Raw genomic sequence first — 19,951 nt, forward strand, 5'->3', positions numbered from 1 at the left:
ATCCGCGCGGCGCGCACGCGGCCCGTGAGGCCGCGGGGTCAGCCGTGGCCGGGTTCACCGGCCGCCGGACGACCCGCTGGTAGGAGGACCCGTGCAGACCCGCCTCTCGGTGCCCGCCGCGGCCGGGGTCCAGCTCCGCCGCCGGCTGGAGCGCAGCGCCGTCCTGCGCGACGTCGTCCACCACCCCGCGGCGCTCGCCGCCCGCCGCACCACCGCCCGCACCGCGCGCCGGATCGCGCCGCTCACCGCCGACCGGCTCATCGCGGACCTCAAGGGCACCGACCCGCTGCTGGAGGAGGTCCGCGCGGAGCGTGCCGCGACCGCGCCCGGCCGGCCCCTCCCCCGCTCCCGGGCGGGCGGCCGGCGGGCCACCCTGCGCGCCACCGCCGCCCTGTCGGCGGCCGCCGTCGTGGGCGGACTGGTGGCGGGGGCCCAGCCCGCCGCCGCGGCCGGGCGGGACGGCGGCGCGGCGGCCGTCGCCGCGGACGGCGCGGCGGTGGTCACCGGCGAGGGGCACACCGCGCCGGCCGTCCCCGAGGTCCTGCCCCGCCCGCAGGACGTGCGGGCCGGCGGGCAGGCGGTGCCGGTGCCCCGCCGGGTCGTGCTGGTCGCCGCGCCCGCGGCCGACCCCGGCGCCGTGGACGCGGTGCGGGAGGTGCTGCTCGGGGCCGGGGCCCGGGACGTCCGGGTGGTGCCGCAGGCGCCCGCCCCCGTCGCGGGCGGGCTGACCGTGCTGGTCGGCGGCGCGGCCGAGGACGCCGACGGCGCGACCGACCGGACGCTGCGCGAACTGGCCGCGGCCGCGGGCCGCCCCGACACGCAGGCGCCGTCCCCCGCCGGGCTGCCCGCGGGGGGCTACGTGCTGTCGGCGGGCCGCCTGTCCCTGCCCGGCGGCGGCTCCCACGGCGCCGTGGTCCTCGCCGGCGTCGACGCCGAGGGCACCTTCCACGCCGCCCAGACCCTGCGCCAGCTGGTGACCGCGGTCCCCTCCGGCGGCCGGGACGGGGGCACCGGGCGCGGCCTGCCGGGCGTCACCGTCCGCGACTGGCCGTCAACGGGGGTGCGGGGCACCGTCGAGGGCTTCTACGGGCAGCCGTGGACGGCCGAGCAGCGGCTCTCCGAGATCGACTTCCTGGGCCGCACCAAGCAGAACGCCTTCCTCTACGCGCCGGGCGACGACCCCTACCGGGTCTCCCGCTGGCGCGAGCCCTACCCGGCGGCCCGCGCCGCGGAGCTGCGCGCACTCACGGAGCGCGCCGCCCGCAACCACGTGGTGCCCGGGTACGCCCTCGCGCCCGGCCAGTCCCTCTGCTACACCTCCGACGACGACGTGCGGGCGCTCGTCGCCAAGCTGGAGTCGCTGTGGGGCCTGGGCTTCCGGTCGTTCCAGCTGCAGTTCCCGGACGTGTCGTACGACGAGTGGCACTGCCGCGCCGACCGCTCCGCCTACGGGACCGGCCCGGAGGCGGCGGCCCGGGCGCAGGGCCGGCTGGTGCGGCGGGTGCTGGACGGCCTCGCGGCGGTGCACGGCGGGCAGGGGGCCGCGCCGCTGACGGTGATGCCGACCGAGTACCACCAGGTCGGCGCGACGCCGTACCGCAGGGCGCTGGCGAAGGAGCTGCCGCCGTCCGTGCAGGTGGCGTGGACGGGCGTCGGCGTCGTGCCGCGGCGGATCGGCGCGGACCAGCTGCGGGGGACCGCGGCCGTCCTGGCGCACCCGCTGGTCACCATGGACAACTACCCGGTCAACGACTGGTCCGAGGACCGGCTCTACCTGGGCCCGTACACCGGCCGCGAGGCGGGCGTGGCCACCGGCTCGGCGGCGCTGCTGGTGAACGCGATGGAGCAGCCCGTCGCCTCCCGGATCGCCCTGTCCACCGCCGCGGACTACGCCTGGAACCCCGTCGGGTACGACCCGGCGGCCTCGTGGCGCGGCGCGCTGCGGACCCTGGCCGACGGCTCGGGGGCGGCGGCCGGCGAGGCGCTGCGGACCCTGGCGGCCAACAGCGCCTCCTCGCCGCTGGACGGGCGGGAGTCGGCGTACCTGCAGCCGCTGCTGCGGCGCTTCTGGGCCGCCCTGGAGCCCACCGTCGCCGCGTCGGACGAGCGGCGGCCCGGCGGCGAAAAAGCCGGCGCCGCGGGGAGGGCCGACGGCGGGAAGGCCACAGCCGGGAAGGCCGCCGCCGGGCCGCAGGCACCGGCGCGGAGCGGCGGCGACGCGGAGCTGGCACAGGCGGCCGGGGCGCTGCGCGACGCCTTCGGCGCCATGGAGCGGGCCCAGCAGGCGCTGCGGCCGGTGGCGGGCGGCGCGCTCGCCGACGAGGCCGGGCCGTGGCTGGAGCAGCTCGGCCGCTACGGCCGCGCCGGGCGGGCGGCCGTGGACATGCTGATGGCGCAGCGCGGCGGGGACGGCGCGGCGGCCTGGCGGGCCCGCCTGGAGCTGCGCGGCCTGACGGCGGAGATCGCCCGCGGGTCGGCCACGGTCGGCGCCGGGGTGCTGGACCCGTTCCTCAGGCGGGTGCTGCGGACCGGCGACGCGTGGGCGGGCACGGGCGGCGCGGGCGGCCGGGCCACCACCACCATGGGCCCGGAGCCCGGCCACGGCGCGGCGATGATGACCGACGACGACCCGGACACCTTCTTCTGGAGCGACGCGCCGCCCCAGCGGGACGACTCGGTGGGCGTGAACCTGGGGTCGGACCGGCCGGTGGGGCGGATCACGGTCCGGATGGGCTCCGCGGACCCGGACGGGGCCGCGGACGGAAGCGCGGCGGTCCCTTCTGCCGCCCCCTCCGGTGGCGCGGCCGCCGGTCCGGGCGGCGACCCGTCCGGCGACCCGTCCTCCGACGCGGACGCCGACTCGGCCGCCGGGGAGGACGTGGACGAGGGCTACCTGCACCACGCGGTGCTGGAGTACTCCAACGGCGACGGCGGCTGGCACCGGGTCACGGAGGTCTCCGACGCCCGCACCGTCTCGGCGGCGCTGCCGCCGGGGACCGTCGCCCGCTATGTGCGGCTGCGCGCCACCGAGGGCCAGGAGGAGACGGTGGCGGTCCGCGAGTTCACGGTGACGGCGCCCGGCGCCGGCGAGCCGACCGCCGACGGCGGCCCGCCCGCCGTGCCCGGCTCCCCCGCCTCGGCCGCCGTCGACGGCGACCCGGACACCGCCTACCGGGCGGCCGCGGCCCCGACCCCCGCCGACCGCCGGCTGGTGGTGGAGCTCGGCGCCGACCGCCCGCTGGACCGGGTCTCGGTGCTCACCGACCCCTCCGTCCGGGCGGAGGCCGAGGTCGAGGTGCGGCGGCCGGGCGGCGCCTGGACCCGGCTGGGGTCGCTGCGGCCGGGCTACACCGAGCTGGCCGCCGGGGGCGAGCGCGCCGACGCGGTCCGGCTGACCTGGACCGACGGCAGCGAGGCACCGGTCGTCAACGAGATCGTGCCCTGGTACGCGGACACGCCCGTCGCCCGGCTGGAGGTGTCCCGCAGCGTGCTCGACGTGGTGGCGGGCGACCCGCGGCCGGCCACGGCGGGCGCCGTCCTGAGCGCGACCCGGGCCGGTGCGGCCTCCGGGCGCTTCACCCTGCGGCTCCCGGCCGGGGCGAAGGGGCTGACCGCCTCCGCGCCGGCCACCGTGACGGTGCCGCGCGGCGGCCGGCTGGCCGTGCCGCTGGCGGTGTCCGCCGCGGCGGGCACGCCGAGCGGGGTGTACCGGGTGCCGGTGGAGTTCACCGCGGACGGCCGCACGGTGGGCGAGGAGCTGCAGGTCAGGGTGGTGCCGCCGGTCTCCGGCCCGGACCTGGCCCGCGGCGCCGCGGCCACCTCGTCCGGCGACCGCGACGGCCACCCGGCCTCGGCCGCCGTCGACGGCGACCCCGCGACCCGCTGGGCCTCCTCCGGCGGCGACGACTCCTGGCTGCAGCTGGAGCTGCCGCAGGCCGCCCGGCTCGGCTCGGTGGTGCTGCACTGGCAGGACGACGCCGTCCTCGGCTGGCAGAACGCCTACGCGGTCGCCTACCGGGTGGAGACCTCGCCCGACGGTGTCTCCTGGACCACCGCCGCCTCGGTGGAGGACGGCCACGGCGGCACCGAGACCGTGCGGCTGGACGCGTCGGACGCCCGCTTCGTACGGGTCCAGGGGGTGCTGGCCGCCAACCGGTTCGGCTGTTCGCTCTCCTCGGTGGAGGTGTACGGGGCCGCGGCGCCGGCCGGCCGGGAGCCGGCCGCCCCGGTACCCGCCCCGGAGCGGGACGGCGCTCCCCCGGCGGTGCCCGCGCCCCCGTACACCCCGGCCACGCCGTCCGTCCCCGCCTCGCCGTTCGCCTCCGTGTCGCCGGACGCGGAGGTGCCGTCGCCGGAGGCGACGGAGCTGCCGCGGACGCCGTAGCGGCCGGGGGCGGTACCGTCCGGGACCGGGACCGGGACCGGGCCGGAACGCGGAGGGCCGGCGGCGCGTCCGTCGGGGACGCGCCGCCGGCCCATGAGGCGTGCCGTGCCGTGACCCGCCGGGCGGGGGGACGGCAGCGGGTCAGGCGGAGAGCTGCTGTGCGGGCTCGCCGCGGTGGTCGTGGAGGGTCCGCCCGTGGGGGGAGCGGTCGAGGGGGACGGCCGGCCGGCCGGAGGGGTCGGCGAGGCCGGGGAGGTCGGGTCGGTCGGGGAGGCCGGGGCGGTCGGGCGCGTCGAACTGCTCGCGGCCGCCGTACGGCTCCAGGTAGGGGCGCCACCTCGGGTCCCGGTGCCCGGTGCCGATGATGCGCCAGGCGAGGCCCGTGGGTGGCGCGGGTGGTCGCTTCATCCGCCACCCGAGTTCGGAGAGGTGGCGGTCGCTCTTGACGTGGTTGCAGCGGCGGCAGGCCGCCACCACGTTGTCCCAGCGGTGCTGGCCGCCGCGGCTGCGCGGGACCACGTGGTCCACGCTGGTGGCGGCGGCCCCGCAGTAGACGCACCGGCCGTTGTCGCGGGCGAAGAGCGCGCGGCGGGTCAGCGGGACGGGACCTCGAAAAGGGACCCGCACGAAGCGGGTCAGCCGGACGACGGACGGCGCCGTGACGGCGCTGGTGGCGCTGTGCAGGGTGATCCCCGAGTCCTCCAGGCTGACGGCCTTGTTGTTGAGGACGAGGATGAGCGCGCGGCGCATCGAGACGACGCCGAGCGGCTCGTACGACGCGTTGAGGACGAGGACATGCGGCACGGATGCCTCCTTGTACGCCTACGGCGCGTGGCTCGCGCCGGGACGAGCGGGTGTCGCGCATCGCTGCGCGATCTCCCCTCAGTGTCGCCGCATGCCTGGCCACGGCGCCACCAATCCCGTGTAACGGACCAGGTGTGTGTTCTCCCACAGGCGGTATGCCCCGCGGAGCGGCCCGGTTCACCCCCGATCGCCCCCGACCGGCGCCGTTCCGCGTCCGGACGCTCACCGAGCGTCCCGGTCCGGGCGGGCGTCGCGGGCTGCGCCGGTAGGGTGAGGGGTCCCAACGCCCCCGAACCGAAGGGTCTCCACCGTGCCACCGTCCGGTAGCGCCGGCCTTCCCGCCGCAGGCGCCGGCCCGTCCCCGTCCCCGAGCCCCTCCTCCGACGGGCTGCTCGGCAACACCCCCACCAGCCTGACCCAGGTCCAGCAGAGCGCCGACCAGGCGGCGAGCTGGGTGGACCAGAACTGGCAGGGCTGGGTCGCGGGCGGCGTGAAGATCATCTTCATCGTGGTCCTGGCCCTGGTGCTGCGGGCCGTGGTCCGCAAGATGATCACGCAGCTGATCGCGCGGATGACGCGGGGCGCCGAGGAGAGCGCCGCGGGCGCCGGGCGCCTGGGCGGGCTGCTGGTCAACGCCGAGCGGCGGCGGCAGCGGTCCGAGGCGATCGGCTCGGTGCTGCGGAGCGTGGCGTCCTTCACCATCCTCGGCACCGCGGCGCTGATGGTGCTGTCCGCCCTGGGGGTCAACCTCGCCCCGCTGCTGGCCAGCGCCGGCGTGGCGGGCGTCGCCATCGGCTTCGGCGCCCGGAACCTGGTCACCGACTTCCTCTCCGGCGTCTTCATGATCCTGGAGGACCAGTACGGCGTCGGCGACGAGATCGACGCGGGCGTGGCCAGCGGCACCGTGCTGGAGGTGGGCCTGCGGGTGACCAAGCTGCGCGGCGCCGGGGGCGAGATCTGGTACGTCCGCAACGGCGAGGTGAAGCGGATCGCCAACATGAGCCAGGGCTGGTCGACCGCCGCCGTGGACGTGCAGGTCGGCTACCGCGAGGACCTGGACCGGGTGCAGGCGGTCATCCTGGCGACGGCGGAGGAGATGGCGAAGTCCGCGCCGTGGGACGAGATGCTCTGGGAGCCCGTGCAGGTGCTGGGCGTCGAGGAGGTGGCCGCCGACTCGGTGGTGCTGCGGGTGGAGGCCCGCACCATGCCCGGCCGGGCGGGCCTGGTCGGCCGCACGCTGCGGGCGCGGCTGAAGGCGGCGTTCGACGCGGCGGGCATCCGGCTCAAGGACGAGGGCGTGACCGCGGTGCCGGCGGCGGACGCGGCGGACGGGGCCGCAGCGGCGGCGGTGGCGGTCACGGAGGCGGTGCCCGCGGGGGACGCCCCCGTGCCGCGCGCGGAGCCGTCCGCGGGCCAGGAGGCGGGCAAGGGCTGAGCCCCGCCGGCCCGAGAGGCGCGCGCGGAGGCGTGCAGAGGCATGCGACGCGGCCCCGGACCCCGTGGAGGGGTCCGGGGCCGCGTGCTGTCCGCTCGATGCGAGCGGGGAGGCGTGCGGCGCCGACCGGCCCCCCGGCCGGCGCCGCGCCGGCCGTGCGGCGGGCCCGGAACTGGCCCGCCGCGCGACCGGTCGGAGTGCGGAGCGGCGGCGGCAGCCGTATCCACCCCTTTCCCGGGTTCCGCCGCGCCGGTTCCCGGATATGCGGTCTGCCGTATTTACCGCGCTGTCACCGGGCAGGCCGGAAACTGCCCGGGGATACACGCGGCCGGGGGCCCGAAGGGCTTTCCCGTACGACCGTCCGCACTCCTCGTGCCGCTTCCGGACTGGTCCGGCGGGCGGCACAACGGAGATCCTTCACTGCTGACGGTCCCCCGTCAAACCGACCTTCCTGGTCATATGTTCAATCCTGAAGAATCTATGACGTTGGGTAGCGGTGAATGCGCTCCCGAATGCCCTCTCCCCGCATTTTCCGCACCCTCCGCACGCGGTGCGTGACGGAGAGTCAGCGAGTGTGACCCGCGGCACATTTTCACCGTGCGTCGCCGTGCGGTCACGGGGAGCCTCCGGCGGCGGGCGGGGCAGGGCGGACGGGGCGGCCGGGGCAGGCAGAGCGGTGGGCGGGCGGCGCAGGCGGGAGCGGGCGGGGGCGGACGGGAGGAGCGGGGGCCGGGAGGAGCGGGGTGCCGGGGCGGGCGCGGCGGCGCAGGCATACGGCCGCGCTCCCGGGGCAGCCGCGTGGAGGACACCACCTGACCGCGGATCAGGCGCCCCACCGGCGGCCCGGTCCCGCAGAACCTCCGGGAGGAGCACGACATGGCAGGCTACGGGCACCGCAACCACGTCACACGGGGCAACGCGCACGCGCTCTCCCTCGCCAGTCTCATCACCGGCATCCTCAGCCTGATCGTCTTCAGCATCGTGCTCGGCCCGGTGGCCGTGGTCACGGGCTACCTGGCGATGAACCGCACCCGCGGGGCGCGCGGCGGCGACCACACCATGGCCGTGGTCGGCCTGGTGCTGGGCGCGATCGCCACCGTGCTGGCGATCGTCGGCATCGCCGCCATGAGCGGCAACGGCCTGTACTGGCACATGTGACCGGGCGGCGCGGGCGGCCGCCCGCGCACCTGACGGCACCTCACGGGCCGGTTCCCGCCTCGGCGGGGGCCGGCCCGCCGCCGGTCGCCCCCGCCCCCGCGCCCCGCCGCCGGTGAAGGTCCCGTGCCCGCCGCTGGCACGTTCGGCGCGGAAGGCCCGCCGCCGGCCTGCGCGCACTTGCCCGACGGCGGGCCTCGGCCTACGGTCGTCGACCGTGCACGCACCGCTGATCAGCATCGTCGTCCCCGCCCACGACGAGTCCGGACGGCTCGGCGACTGCCTGGACTCCGTCCTGCGGCAGTCCTTCGCCGACGTCGAGGTCCTGGTGGTACAGGATCGCTCCCCCCAGACACCGCAGACGCTCCCCGCCTCCTCCCGCGACCCGCGGGTGGCGGTGCTCAGGCTCGGTGCGGCGGTGGGCGTGGGGCAGGCCCGCAGCGCGGGCGCCGACCGGGCCCGCGGCGGCCACCTGCTCTTCCTCGACGCCGACCACACCCTGGCCGACGGCGCCCTGCAGGCGCTGGCCGACCGGCTGCGGGAGGCCGGCGACCCGGACGTCCTGCTGTTCGGCCACGCCCACCTGCACGCCGGCCGCCGGCCCGGAGCCGCCGCGGAACTGCTGGAAGCGGCGGCGTCCGGCACGTTCGCCCCGCTGGAGCGGCCCGAGCTGTTCGGGGCGCCCGCCCACAGCTGGGACCGGCTCGTCCGCCGCGAGCTGTGGGTGCGCGAGGGCCTGCGCTTCCCCGAGGGCCTGTACGAGGAGGTGCCGGTGGTGGTGCGGGCGATGCTGGCCGCGCGGAGCGCCGCGGTCCTCCCCCGCGAGTGCGTCGAGCTCCACCGGCGCCACACCCTGCACCCGGCGGGGTCGCCGGGGAGCAGCCACTTCGACATCTTCGGCCAGTACGAGCGCGCCTTCGCCCACGTGGAGGCGCTGGGTCCGGCGGCGGAGCCGGTGCGCGTCCACCTCTTCGACCGGATGGTCCGGCACTGCCTGTTCGTCCTGGAGCTCGGCGGCTGCGTGCCGCGGGCGTCCCGGCAGGCGTTCTTCCGGGCGGCGGCCGACCACCACCGGCGGTACCTCCCGGCCGGGCACCGGCGGCCCGAGGGGCGGGAGGGCGTGAAGTTCTCCCTGCTCGCCGGCGGCTCCTACAGCGCCTACGAGATCGCGAAGCTGTCGCACATCGCCGGGGGCAGGGTGGCCTCCCGGCTCCGCTGAGCAACCGGGCGGCGTCCCGCGCCCGGCGGTCCGCGGCCCGCCGGGCGCCCCGCGCGTCCGCGCGGGGGCCGGACGCCCCGCCCGGGGGCTCGACGGCGCGGGATGCGGTGGAGAAGGATGCCCTCGGGCACGCCGGCGCCCTCCTGCGGGCGGCCGGCGGGCCCGACCGGTCCTCACGCACGGGGGCGGGGGCGGGGGCGGGGGCGGACCGCGCACGGCCGTCGGCGTGTCCCGCCGGCGCCCCCTCCCCGTCCGGGCCGTCCGCCGTGCCGTCGGCGGCACGGTACCGTCCGTAGGGCCGGACGGCTCCGGGTCGGACGGACGGACGAGGAAGGCGGGGCATGGCGCTGACGGGACCTGCGGGCCCGGTGATGAACCGGGAGGAGGCGGACCGCGCCCTGGTGCGGCTCGGCGCGGAGCGCGACGCCGTCGAGGCGGCGCTGCTCGCGCTGCAGGACCATCCGGGCAGGCGCCTGCTCGAGGGCGCCGTCCTGGAGGGCCGCACCGCCGAGCGGTGGGCCGTCGCCGAGCAGGGACTGGCCCTGCTCTGGTCGCTCTTCGACCGGTACGCGGAGGCGCTGGCCGCCGCACGCGCGGTGCGCTCGCGCCGCGGCAGGCCGGGCCAGACCGAACTGGCGGAGCTCACCGGACTGCTCCGGGGCGCCGGGGTCGCCGTCCCGGCCGGCCAGGTGCCGCCCGGCAGTGCGGCGGACGCGGCGCGGGCCCTGGCCGGCTCCGCCCGGCCGAGCGAGCAGCTGACCCTCGACGGGCTGGTCGAGCGGATGAACGCCTGGTGCGCGGCCGTCGCGGACGTGGTGTCCGCGGCCGACGCCGTCCGGTCCGCGCTGGCCGCCCGCATCGACCTCCTCGCGGCCGAGCTGCAGCGGGTCCAGGCGCTGGCCCGCTCCGTGGGGGTGCTGCCGGGGACGCACCCCGCGGGCGACGCCCTGGACGGCCTCGGCGCCGAACTCGCCGCCCTGCGGGCGGAAGTGGCCCGCGACCCGCTGGCGCTGTGGGCACCGGGCGGCCCCCGGCCCGGGGACCCGCGCAGCGCCCTCCCGGGCACCGTGGACACCTCCCGCTTCGACCGGGCGGCCCGCGCGCTGGACGACCTGCGGGTGGAGCTGGAGGGCCTGCTCCGGGTGCGCGACGAGGCCGACGAGCGCCTGCAGCAGGTCGCCGAGCTGCTGGTCCGCGCGGACGCGACGCTGGCGGAGGCCCGCCGGGCGCGCGGCGAGGTGCTGGCCCGGATCGCGGGGGCCGAGGTGCCGGCGGTGCCCGGCCCCGCGTCGGCGCTCCGGGAGCGGGTGGCGGCAGCGGCCGGACTGCGCCGCCAGGGCCAGTGGTACCGGCTGGCGCCGCTCCTCGACGCGCTGGAGGACGCGGCGGCCAAGGAGCTGGTCCGGGCCCGCCACGCGCTGACGGCGGTGACCGGGCCGCTGGCGGTCCGGGCCGAGCTGCGCGGGCGGCTGGACGCGTACCGGGCGGTGGCCGCCCGGCTCGGGCTCTCCGGGGACCCGGAGATCGTGGAGCGGTACGAGAAGGCGCGCCGGCTGCTGTGGAGCGCGCCGTGCGACCTGCGGGCCGCCGAGTCGGCGGTGGCGCGCTACCAGCAGGCGCTGCGGCCGGTGCCGGAGCCCGCCGCGGAGTCCGTCGCGGAGCCTGTCGCGGAGCCTGTCGCGGAGCCTGTCGCGGAGCCTGTCGCGGAGCCTGTCGCGGAGCAGGGTGCGGGCGGGCCGGCGGACTGACGGCACCCGGGGGGCCGGCCGCGCACGGGACTGGCCGCACGGCGTCCGGGGCAGGGGAACCGCCCGGACCAGGGGGAACAGGGGGAAGGAGAACATGGGCGCGACAGGAGCAGGGGCGGGCCGCACGCACGGGGCCGGCACGGACGGGTGCCGCGCCGGGCGCGGGCCTGCCCCCCGGGGCGCCGTGCGCGGCGGCCCCGGGCACCCCGGCACAGGGCATCCCGGCACAGGACACCCCGGCACAGGACACCCCGGTATCGGGCACCACAGCACGGGGCACCCCGCCATCGGGCATCCGGCCCGGACCGCGGGCCGGGCCGCCGCCGGTGCGGCGGCCGCGCCTCCGGCGGCCCCCGGCCGGGGCACGCCCCCCGCCCTGCGGGGAGGTTCCGCCCCGCAGCGGGAACTGCGCAGGGCCCCAAAGGACTCCTACCGGGTGCCGGCCCGGTTGGCGGACCGGCAGGAGACCCGGTCCGTCCTCGTGGAGCGCACGGACCGTACCCGGCCCAGGACGTGGGTGTGACAAGGATGCCGCAGATGACCGTGTGCCCCTCCTGCGCGGAGCCGCTGGAGCCCGACGACGCGTTCTGCGGCGCGTGCGGAGCCGAACTGGCCGGCGCCGCGCCTCCGTCCGCGCCTCCGGCCGCGCCCCGGGGCGGCACCGGGGACTTCGTCCTCGCCGCGCCAGCCCGGCTGCTCCTCGACCACGAGGACGGCGAGGACGACGAGGACGGCGGCCGCGACGGGGACCACGACCGCGACCGCGAGGCGGCGCACGGCGGGGCGGCGCACGGCGGGGCGGCGCACGGGGAGGACGGCGGGGCCGCGGCGTCCGGCCGGGACCGGGAGGAGGCCGCGGACGGGCCGCCGTGCCCGCGGTGCGGCGGACGCGCCGCCGCCGACGGCCGGTGCGGCGCCTGCGGCACCGCGCCCGGCAGCTCCGGGGACCGCACGGAGCAGGCGCTGGACGGCGTGGCCGGGGTCAGCGACCGCGGCCTGCGGCACCACCGCAACGAGGACTCCTTCGCCGTCGCCGCCACCTCGCTGCCCGACGGCGGCTCCGCCGTGGTCGCCGTGGTCTGCGACGGCGTCTCCTCCGCCACCCGCCCCGACGAGGCGTCACGGACCGCGGCCGACACCGCATCGGAGTCCCTGCTCACCGCCCTGGAGTCCGGTACCGGGCCCGTCCGCGCCATGCACGACGCGCTCCTCGACGCGGCCCGCGCCGTCGACGCCCTGGCCCGTGACGGCGGCGAGCCCGAACCGGGCCGCAACTCCCCGGCCTGCACCTGCGTGAGCGCCGTCGCCGCCGGCGGCGCGGTGACGATCGGCTGGGTCGGCGACAGCCGCGCCTACTGGATCCCGGACGACCGCGAGTCCGCCGAGCCCTACCGCCTGACCGAGGACGACTCGTGGGCCGCGCGCATGGTCGCCGCCGGGCTGATGGAGGAGGCCGAGGCGTACGCCGACCCCCGCGCCCACGCCATCACCGGCTGGCTCGGCGCCGACGCGGGCGAGCCGGACCCGCACACCGTCAGCTTCACGCCGCACGTCCCCGGTGTGGTGCTGGTCTGCACCGACGGCCTGTGGAACTACGCCGAGGCCGCCACCGACCTCGCGGACGCCGTCCCCGCCGACGCCCGCACCGAGCCGCTGAACGCGGCGCGGGAGCTGGTGCGGTTCGCCCTCGCGGGCGGCGGGCACGACAACATCACGGTGGCCGTCCTGCCCTTCCCGCCCGCCCCGGGGCGCCGTCCCGAGACGCCGCCGGAGCCGACCCTGGTGGACCTCCCCGTCGCGGAGCCGCCGACCGCCTGAGCGGCGGCCCCGGCCGGGGTCCGGGACGGACTCCGGCCGGGGTCCCGGCCGGGGCGGCGTCCGCGGGGCGCCGGGCCGCACCGGCACGGTGGCCCTGATCCGCCAACCGGCCCTGCGGGCTGAGGGGTTGGGCCCGGCGGCGCCCCGGGCGGCGGGCACGCCTTCCGCCCACCGTCCGAGCTGGTCGGCGCGGCCGGGGGCCGGGAAGGTACCGTTCGGTTCCGGAAGCATGCGGGCGGGACCGGTCCGGGGGCCCCGGCATCCGCTCGACGAAGACCGTACGTGTGAAGAAGCAACAGGGGGCCTTGATGCCGATCTGCCCGCGGGGCCACGACTCGCACGCGGAGGACTGGTGCGACGTCTGCGGCTTCCCCATGGCCCAGGGCGGCCGGGGCGGGCCGTCCTACGCGGCCGCACCGCCGCCGTCCGCCGGGGCGATGGCGCCCCCTCCGTTCGCCGAGCCCGAGGCCACCGACGTCCTCGCCACCTGCCCGATCTGCCGGACGCCCCAGAGCGGCCGGTACTGCGAGGAGTGCGGCTACGACTACGACCTCTCCTCGCCGCCGCGGCAGCCCGCCGCCGAGCCCCCGCGGCGGCAGGAGCGGCCGGAGTACGGCTACGGCCACCCCGGGCAGCCCGGGCAGCCCGCCGCCGACCCGTTCGGTGCGGCCCCCTACGCGGACCGCGGCGCGCCGGCCGCCCCGGCGCAGGCGCCCGGCGCGGGATCCAGGGGCGGCCCGGGGGCCGGCGGTCCCGGCGTGCCCGGGTCCGCCCCCTCCTACGGCGGCCACGACACCGACTTCCGCCTCGTCCCGCCCACGCGCCGGCCCGGGGAGTACGGGCAGGCCGACCCGTACGGCGGGCCGGAGCAGTACGGGCGGCCGGAGCCGTACGGGCCGTCCGACCGGTACGGGCAGTCCGACGGCTACGGGCAGTACGGGCAGCCCCGGGAGGCGTCCCGCCCGGACCGCCCGGACCACACCCCCGAGCCCCCGCAGCCCGCCAGGACCGCGTGGGTCGCGGTCGTGAGCGCGGACCGCGAGTACTTCGAGCAGATGATGGCCCGCAGCGGCCCCGAGGCGCAGGGCCTGTACTTCCCGCCCTACTGCCCCGAGCGCCGCATCCCGATGACGGGCCGGGGGCAGCTGCGGATCGGCCGCCGCAGCCACCACCGCGGCACCGTGCCCGAGATCGACCTCTCCGTGCCGCCGGAGGACCCGGGCGCCTCGCACCAGCACGCCCTGCTCCAGGAGCAGCCCGACGGCGGCTGGATCCTGGTCGACCAGGACTCCACCAACGGGACCACCGTCAACGGCGGCGCGGATCCCGTGTCCCCCCACACCGCGGTCCCGCTCCGGGACGGCGACCGCATCCACGTGGGCGCCTGGACGACCATCACCGTCCACCGCGTCTGACCGGCCCCGTGCCCCGGCCGGCCGGGCCACGGGGCGGACCGGGGCCACGGGGCCGACCGGGGCACGGGACGGACCGGGGGCGGCGGGGAGCCCGGGCGCCTCAGGGCGCCCCGGGCCGCCCCGGTGCCGCCCACGCGCGGTCCGGCCGGTCCAGCCACGCCCACTGCCGGTCCCCGGCCAGGGTGAGCCCGAACCGCTCCCACCCGGGCCGGCCCTCGGCCGTCCACCGGTCGTGCAGCTCCTCCACGGCCGGCCAGACCTCCTGCGGGCCGGTCCGGCTCACCGCGCCGTCCGGCGCGGCCCGCGCCGTCGAGCCGTCGGGCGCCGCCACCGTGAGCCAGGTGCTGCGCCGCCCGCGGTCGTACGCGGCCCGCGCCTCCAGCTCCGGCCGCGCGAGTCCCAGGGCGAAGAGGAAGGCCGGGCCCTCGGGGCGGATGCCGGTCCGCGAGCGCCGCGCCCGCAGCCAGCCGGTCCGGCGGGCCGCCCTCGTCCCGTCGCGGCCGCCGCCGGCACCCGCGCCGCCGCCCGCACCCGGCGGTCCGTGCAGGGGTCCCAGCCGCACCGGTACGGGCAGGAAGCGCCCGGCGGCCGTCCCGTCGGCCGCCACCCGCAGCCGGACGAGCGCGCCGCCCACCGGCACCAGGACGGCGGCCCCGGGGCGGCACTGCGCCACCCAGTCGGCGGAGACGGCCGCCGGCCCGGACACGTCGCCCGCGACCACCACCCGGTCGTACGGGGCGCCGGCCGGCCACCCCTTGGCCGTGTCCCCGGACACGGCGGTCACACCGCCGTACCCGGCGTCGGCCAGCCGCCGCGCCGGCTCCTCGGCCGGCCCGGGGCCGACGGTGAACACCCGCTCCGCGCCGAGCCGGTGCGCGAGCAGCGCGGCGCCGTACCCGCTGCCGGTGCCGACCTCCAGCACCCGCTGCCCGTCCCCGGCCTGCATGCCGTCCAGGAGCCGGGCGGTCTGCAAGGGCCTCCGGCACCACGCCGCCGCCGCGCCCCCGTCGAGGCGCAGCACGAGCGCCGTGTCCTCGTACACCCCCCGGGCCCAGTCGGCGCGCCGCCGCGGGTCGGGGTCGTCCGCGGCGGCCCGGACCCAGCCCTGCCCGGGCAGGGGCCGGTGGAAGGCGGGCACGAAGGCGTGGCGGGGCACCTCCTCGAACGCCGTGCGCCACGCCGGATCGTCCAGGGCGCCCTGCGCCGCCAGCTCCGCCACCAGCCCCGCCCACGGCTCCCGCACCCCGCCGGCCTCCCCTGACCGCTGCTTCATGGGCCCTACTCTGCACCTCCGGCAGCCCGCCGCGCTGCCCGGCGGCGCGTTGCCGCGAAGTGGTCCCGAAGGCCGGGCAAAAAACCATCGGTGGTCACTTTGCGCCCCTAGGGTGGTGTGTCATGACAGCTGCAATAGCCGCCGAGGGAATCCGGAAGCGGTACGGGGACATCCAGGCCGTCGACGGTGTGTCACTCACCGTCGAGTCGGGCGAGTTCTACGGCATCCTGGGGCCGAACGGGGCGGGTAAGACCACCACGCTGGAGATCCTGGAGGGGATCCGCGAGGCCGACGAGGGCCGCGTCGAGCTGCTGGGCGAGAGCCCGTGGCCGCGCAACCCGCGCCTGCTGCCGCGCATCGGCGTGCAGTTCCAGGCCTCCGCCTTCTTCGAGCGCCTGACGGCGCGTGAGACCATCCGCACCTTCGCCTCCCTCTACGGGGTCGGGGCCGGGGCCGCGGACACCATGCTGGACCGCGTCGGGCTGGCCGGGTTCGGGAGCGTGCGCGCCGAGAAGCTCTCCGGCGGCCAGGCCCAGCGCCTCTCCATCGCCTGCGCGCTGGTCCACGACCCGGAACTCGTCTTCCTGGACGAGCCCACCACGGGCCTCGACCCGCAGGCCCGGCGCAACCTGTGGGACCTGCTGCGGGGCATCAACGCCGAGGGTCGCACCGTCGTCCTCACCACCCACTACCTCGACGAGGCCGAGATCCTCTGCGACCGCGTCTCGGTCATGGACCACGGCAGGGTCCTGCGGACCGGCGCCCCGGCCGCGCTCGTCCGGGAGCTGGACGACAAGGTCAGGGTCAGCGTGGAGTCCGGGGTGGTCGGCGCCGACGCCCTGCGCGAGGCGCTGGCCGCGGCCGGCGCCGGGGACGTCAGCGTCGAGGACGACGGCACGACGCTCTCCGCCTCGACCCGCACCCCCGCACCGGTGCTCTCCGCCCTGGCCGAGCGCAACGCCCTGCGCGGGCTCGAGGTCCGCGGCGCCACCCTGGAGGACGTCTTCCTCCACCTCACCGGACGGGAGTACCGGGCATGACCGACGACCGGACCGGTGTACGGGGCCCCGCCGACGGCGCCGCCCCCGACGGCACGGCGCCCGGCAGGGACACCCACGACGGCGCCGCCCCCGGAGGTGCCGTCCCCCGCGGCGCGGCCGGCCTCCCGGCCGCGCGCACACCCGCCGCCGCCACCGCCCCCGGGGCACCCGTCCCCGGGGCGCCCGTCCCCGGGGCGCCCGACCCCGACGGCCGGACCGCCGCCCCGGCCCCGCCCGCCCCGCGCGACCCGCACCCGCCGCGCGCCTCACGCGGTGGCGTGAGCGCCTTCGGGAGCCTCTCGAAGGTGATGGTCGTCGCCTTCCTGCGGGACCGGTCGGCGCTCTTCTTCGTGGTGCTCTTCCCGCTCATGTTCCTGGTGCTCTTCGGCACCCTCTTCAAGAGCGCCTCCAGCCCCCACGCCAAGGTCGCCCAGGTCGGCCCGGTGGCCGTGGTCGACTCGCTGAAGGGCCCGGCCAGGGAGGACCTGGACAAGGTCCTCACCGTGACCCGCATGCCGGACGAGGCCGAGGCGCTGCGCAAGGTCCGCAAGGGCGACCTGGACGCCCTGATCGAGCAGGACGGCTCCGGCACCGTGGTGCTCCGCTTCAGCGCCGCCGACCAGGTCCGCGCGGGCGCCGTCCAGGGCGTCGTCAACGCCCTCGTCCAGCAGGCCAACCAGGACGCCAGCGGGAGGCCCCCGGCGTACCGGCTCCGCAGCGCGCAGGTCGAGGACGAGTCGATCAAGGCGATCCAGTTCTTCACCCCGGGCCTGCTGGGCTGGGCGATCGCCACCGGCGCCGTCTTCAGCGCCGCGCTCACCCTGGTCTCCTGGCGCAAGAAGCGGCTGCTGCGCCGGCTCCGGCTCGCCCCGGTGAGCGCGGGGGCCATCGTCGCCTCCCGGGTCGGCGTCAGCCTGCTCACGGGGCTGGTGCAGACGGCGATCTTCGTCTCGGTGGCCACGCTGCCCTTCTTCGGGCTGAGGCTCACCGGGCACTGGTGGCTGGCGGTCCCCCTGGTGGTCTGCGGCATCATCGCGTTCATGTCGATCGGTCTGGTGGTCGGCGCGGTGGCCAAGACCCAGGAGGCGGCCAACGGCATGGCGCAGAGCATCGTGCTCCCCATGTCGTTCCTGTCCGGGTCGTTCTTCCCCATGGACGACGCGCCCTCCTGGCTCAAGGGGATCTCCGAGGTGCTGCCGCTGCGGCACCTGGTCACCTCGGTGCAGAGCGTGCTCACCCGGGGCGGCGGCTTCGGCGACGCCCTGCCCACCATGGGAGGCCTGCTGCTGTTCGCGGCCGTGCTCACCGGGATCGCCTGGCGCCTCTTCAGCTGGGAGGACGCCTGACCGGTGCCGCCGCACGGGCGGGCGGGCGGGCCGGGGAGGGACGCCCTCGCCGGCCCGCCCGGCGCTTCTGCGACCATGGTGGGGTGACAGAGATCGGGCGCGGCACCACCGGCGAGGAGACCTTCTACGACGCGGTCGGCGGCGAGGACACCTTCCGCCGCCTCGTGCACCGCTTCTACCAGGGCGTCGCCGAGGACCCCCTGCTCCGGCCCATGTACCCGGAGGAGGACCTGGGCCCGGCCGAGGAGCGGCTGGCCCTCTTCCTGATGCAGTACTGGGGCGGCCCGCGCACCTACGGCGAGCGCCGCGGCCACCCGCGGCTGCGGATGCGGCACGTGCCGTTCCGCGTCGACCGCGCCGCCCACGACGCCTGGCTCCGCCACATGCGCACCGCCCTCGACGGCCTCGGGCTCGCCCCGGAACAGGAGCGGCAGCTGTGGGACTACCTCACCTACGCGGCCGCCTCGATGGTCAACACCCCCGGCTGACGCACCCGGCCCGCCCGGACCCGCCCGACGACCGGTCGGAGCGGGCGGGTGCGGGCGGCCGGGTGCGGGTGCCGGGGCGGCCCCGGCGCCCTCGGCCCTCCCCCGGCGTCCCCCGGCGGCGCCAGCAGGCGGGGGCGCCGGGCGCGAGACGGGGGACGGGGCTGCGGGCCGGGACGGCGGGGTCAGCCCAGCGGGGTGAGGCCCAGGCCGCTGCCCGGGGCGGGAGCGCGGCGCAGCGCGACCGACCCGTGGGGGGCGCTCAGGCGCAGCCACGCGCCGGACGCGAAGGCGCCGAGCGGGGCCCCGGGACGGACGAAGCCCAGCACCCGGGCGGCGTGTGCGGCCCGCAGCGGGAGCTCGGGAGCGTCCTCCAGCGGGCGGGACCAGATCTCGTCGGCCAGCGCGTCGAGTGCCGCGCGGGTCCGATCCTCCGGGGCCAGGGCCTCGCTGCGGGCGCGGAACTCGGCGACGGCGGCCGCGACGGATGCGGCGATCCGCTCGCCGGGCAGCGGACCGCCCAGCGGCCGCCAGCCGCCGCGGGGCGGCAGCATGCCCGCCCAGGCCGGTCCGGTGACGCCCGGGGGGACGGACAGCGAGGGGCCGGACTCGTCGACGGCCTCCAGCAGCTGCCCGGCGGAGACGGTGGCGTCCAGCGGCTCGACGGGCCCGGCGAGGCGGACGGCGCGGACGGCCACGGTGCCCGAGGCCCCCAGGGGCAGGCGCCCGAAGACGGCGAGCACCCCGGCGGGCGTTCCGGCGGGCGTTCCGGTCGGCGTTCCGGCGGCGCCGGGGCGGGCGTCCCCGCCCGGTGCGGAGCCGGACCCGGGACCGGGGACGGACCCGGGAGCGGGAGCGGGCCCGGGAGCGGGAGCGGGCCCGGGAGCGGGGACGGACCCGGGGGCGGGGGCACGACCGGGGACGGGCCCGGGAGCCGGTACCGGGGCGGCCTGCAGCCGCACCGCCGCCGCGCGGTCGTAGCGGAGCAGCCGCTGGAGGAACGACGCCAGGTCGGCGCCCTCCCCGGCGTCCGCGAGGCGGAGTGCGGTCACGGCGGGCCTGCCGCCCGTCCGCGGGGCTTCCGCGGAGGCGGCGGCGCCCGAGGCGGCGGGTGTGCGCGCGTCGGACGCGGTGGGGGCCGGTGCGGTGTTCAGGCCGCCGCCCCCTCGGCCGCACCGGCGCGCACGCCGGCGTCGTCGTCGGCGCCGTCCATGAAGCGGCTGAGGAAGGCGCGCTCCACGGGCGAGATCCGGCGGGGGCGGCCGGCCGCCAGGTCGTAGGGGACGACCACGGTGGACGCGCGGACGTACACCGTCTCGCGGCCGGCGGCGTCGGTGTCCTTGACCTCGTAGGAGACGTGCAGCGAGGCTGCGCCGAGCCGGGTCACCCAGGTCTCCACGGTGACCGGCTCGGGCCGGTGGACGAGAGGCTTGAGGTAGTCGATCTCGTGGCGGGCCACCACCGATCCGCCCGCGAACTCCCCGGCCCCGGCCTCGGCGGCCTGGGTGAACATGAAGTCGATCCGGGCCTCCTCCAGGTAGCGGAGGAAGACCACGTTGTTCACGTGGCCGAAGGCGTCCATGTCCGACCAGCGCATCGGGCATGCGTAGATGTGGCGTGCCACGGGTGGTGCTCTCCTCGTCCTCGTCCTGCGGGAGGCCCGCAGCCGTACCGGAGCCCCGTCGTCCCGCAAGCCTACGTGCACCGGCCCGGCGGGCCGCCGCACGGGCGGCCCGCCGGGCCGGGTGCCGCCGGGGCCCCCGGGGGCCCCCGGGCCCGCGGGCGGGGGGGGGGGCGCCGCCCCGGGGGGGGATAGTGGTGGTTGGGCG

Annotated in this window: 14 protein-coding genes; 10 read left to right on the forward strand and 4 right to left on the reverse strand. The window is 78.6% G+C overall.

What is annotated here, in order from left to right; genetic code table 11:
• Positions 1-91 precede the first annotated feature (91 nt).
• Positions 92-4,384 carry a beta-N-acetylglucosaminidase domain-containing protein gene (locus tag ACFY07_RS15580; RefSeq protein WP_390869133.1) on the forward strand — a complete coding sequence of 1,431 codons (4,293 nt, stop codon included), beginning with the start codon at positions 92-94 and terminating at the stop codon, positions 4,382-4,384.
• Positions 4,385-4,525: 141 nt separating this feature from the next.
• On the opposite strand, the gene ACFY07_RS15585 is transcribed toward ACFY07_RS15580, so the two are convergent.
• On the reverse strand, positions 4,526-5,188 hold the full coding sequence (locus tag ACFY07_RS15585; RefSeq protein ID WP_230650111.1) for an HNH endonuclease: 663 nt from the start codon (positions 5,186-5,188) through the stop codon (positions 4,526-4,528).
• Positions 5,189-5,498: 310 nt separating this feature from the next.
• Here ACFY07_RS15585 and ACFY07_RS15590 point away from each other — a divergent pair, with 310 nt between their 5' ends.
• The 6 genes from ACFY07_RS15590 (at position 5,499) to ACFY07_RS15615 (ending at position 13,978) form a co-directional block, all read left to right on the forward strand.
• The gene (locus ACFY07_RS15590) at positions 5,499-6,623 is read left to right on the forward strand and encodes a mechanosensitive ion channel family protein (protein ID WP_390869134.1); all 1,125 of its coding nucleotides are present in this window, start codon (positions 5,499-5,501) and stop codon (positions 6,621-6,623) included.
• Positions 6,624-7,499: 876 nt separating this feature from the next.
• Positions 7,500-7,781 carry a DUF4190 domain-containing protein gene (locus ACFY07_RS15595; protein ID WP_230650114.1) on the forward strand — a complete coding sequence of 94 codons (282 nt, stop codon included), beginning with the start codon at positions 7,500-7,502 and terminating at the stop codon, positions 7,779-7,781.
• Positions 7,782-7,995: 214 nt separating this feature from the next.
• Positions 7,996-8,997, forward strand: a complete 1,002-nt coding sequence (locus ACFY07_RS15600) for a glycosyltransferase family 2 protein (protein ID WP_390869135.1) — start codon at positions 7,996-7,998, stop codon at positions 8,995-8,997.
• Positions 8,998-9,338: 341 nt separating this feature from the next.
• Positions 9,339-10,745 (forward strand): hypothetical protein, encoded by a 1,407-nt coding sequence (locus ACFY07_RS15605; protein ID WP_390869136.1) that lies wholly within the window; start codon positions 9,339-9,341, stop codon positions 10,743-10,745.
• Between the two features lie 528 nt (positions 10,746-11,273).
• Positions 11,274-12,563 (forward strand): PP2C family serine/threonine-protein phosphatase, encoded by a 1,290-nt coding sequence (locus ACFY07_RS15610; RefSeq protein ID WP_390869137.1) that lies wholly within the window; start codon positions 11,274-11,276, stop codon positions 12,561-12,563.
• A gap of 284 nt (positions 12,564-12,847) precedes the next feature.
• Positions 12,848-13,978, forward strand: a complete 1,131-nt coding sequence (locus tag ACFY07_RS15615) for an FHA domain-containing protein (protein ID WP_390869138.1) — start codon at positions 12,848-12,850, stop codon at positions 13,976-13,978.
• A gap of 100 nt (positions 13,979-14,078) precedes the next feature.
• Here the strand turns inward: ACFY07_RS15615 and ACFY07_RS15620 are convergent, their stop codons facing one another.
• Positions 14,079-15,251 (reverse strand): methyltransferase, encoded by a 1,173-nt coding sequence (locus tag ACFY07_RS15620; protein ID WP_390869139.1) that lies wholly within the window; start codon positions 15,249-15,251, stop codon positions 14,079-14,081.
• Between the two features lie 122 nt (positions 15,252-15,373).
• On the opposite strand from ACFY07_RS15620, the gene ACFY07_RS15625 reads away from it, so the two are divergent.
• The 3 genes from ACFY07_RS15625 (at position 15,374) to ACFY07_RS15635 (ending at position 18,125) form a co-directional block, all read left to right on the forward strand.
• On the forward strand, positions 15,374-16,291 hold the full coding sequence (locus ACFY07_RS15625; protein WP_390869140.1) for an ATP-binding cassette domain-containing protein: 918 nt from the start codon (positions 15,374-15,376) through the stop codon (positions 16,289-16,291).
• Positions 16,288-17,637 (forward strand): ABC transporter permease, encoded by a 1,350-nt coding sequence (locus tag ACFY07_RS15630; RefSeq protein WP_390869141.1) that lies wholly within the window; start codon positions 16,288-16,290, stop codon positions 17,635-17,637. Before ACFY07_RS15625 ends, ACFY07_RS15630 begins: the two co-directional genes overlap by 4 nt.
• Positions 17,638-17,720: 83 nt before the next feature.
• Positions 17,721-18,125 (forward strand): globin, encoded by a 405-nt coding sequence (locus tag ACFY07_RS15635; protein WP_390869142.1) that lies wholly within the window; start codon positions 17,721-17,723, stop codon positions 18,123-18,125.
• Between the two features lie 182 nt (positions 18,126-18,307).
• On the opposite strand, the gene ACFY07_RS15640 is transcribed toward ACFY07_RS15635, so the two are convergent.
• Both ACFY07_RS15640 and ACFY07_RS15645 read right to left on the reverse strand, forming a co-directional pair.
• Positions 18,308-19,174: a hypothetical protein gene (locus ACFY07_RS15640; RefSeq protein WP_390869143.1), complete on the reverse strand. Its 867-nt coding sequence runs from the start codon at positions 19,172-19,174 to the stop codon at positions 18,308-18,310.
• Between the two features lie 98 nt (positions 19,175-19,272).
• Entirely contained in the window at positions 19,273-19,746 is a 474-nt protein-coding gene (locus ACFY07_RS15645) for a thioesterase family protein (protein ID WP_230650143.1), read from the reverse strand.
• Between the last annotated feature and the right edge of the window lie 205 nt (positions 19,747-19,951).

The organism is Streptomyces sp. NPDC001380 (assembly GCF_042895785.1).
In the GTDB taxonomy this organism is placed as follows: Bacteria; Actinomycetota; Actinomycetes; order Streptomycetales; family Streptomycetaceae; genus Peterkaempfera.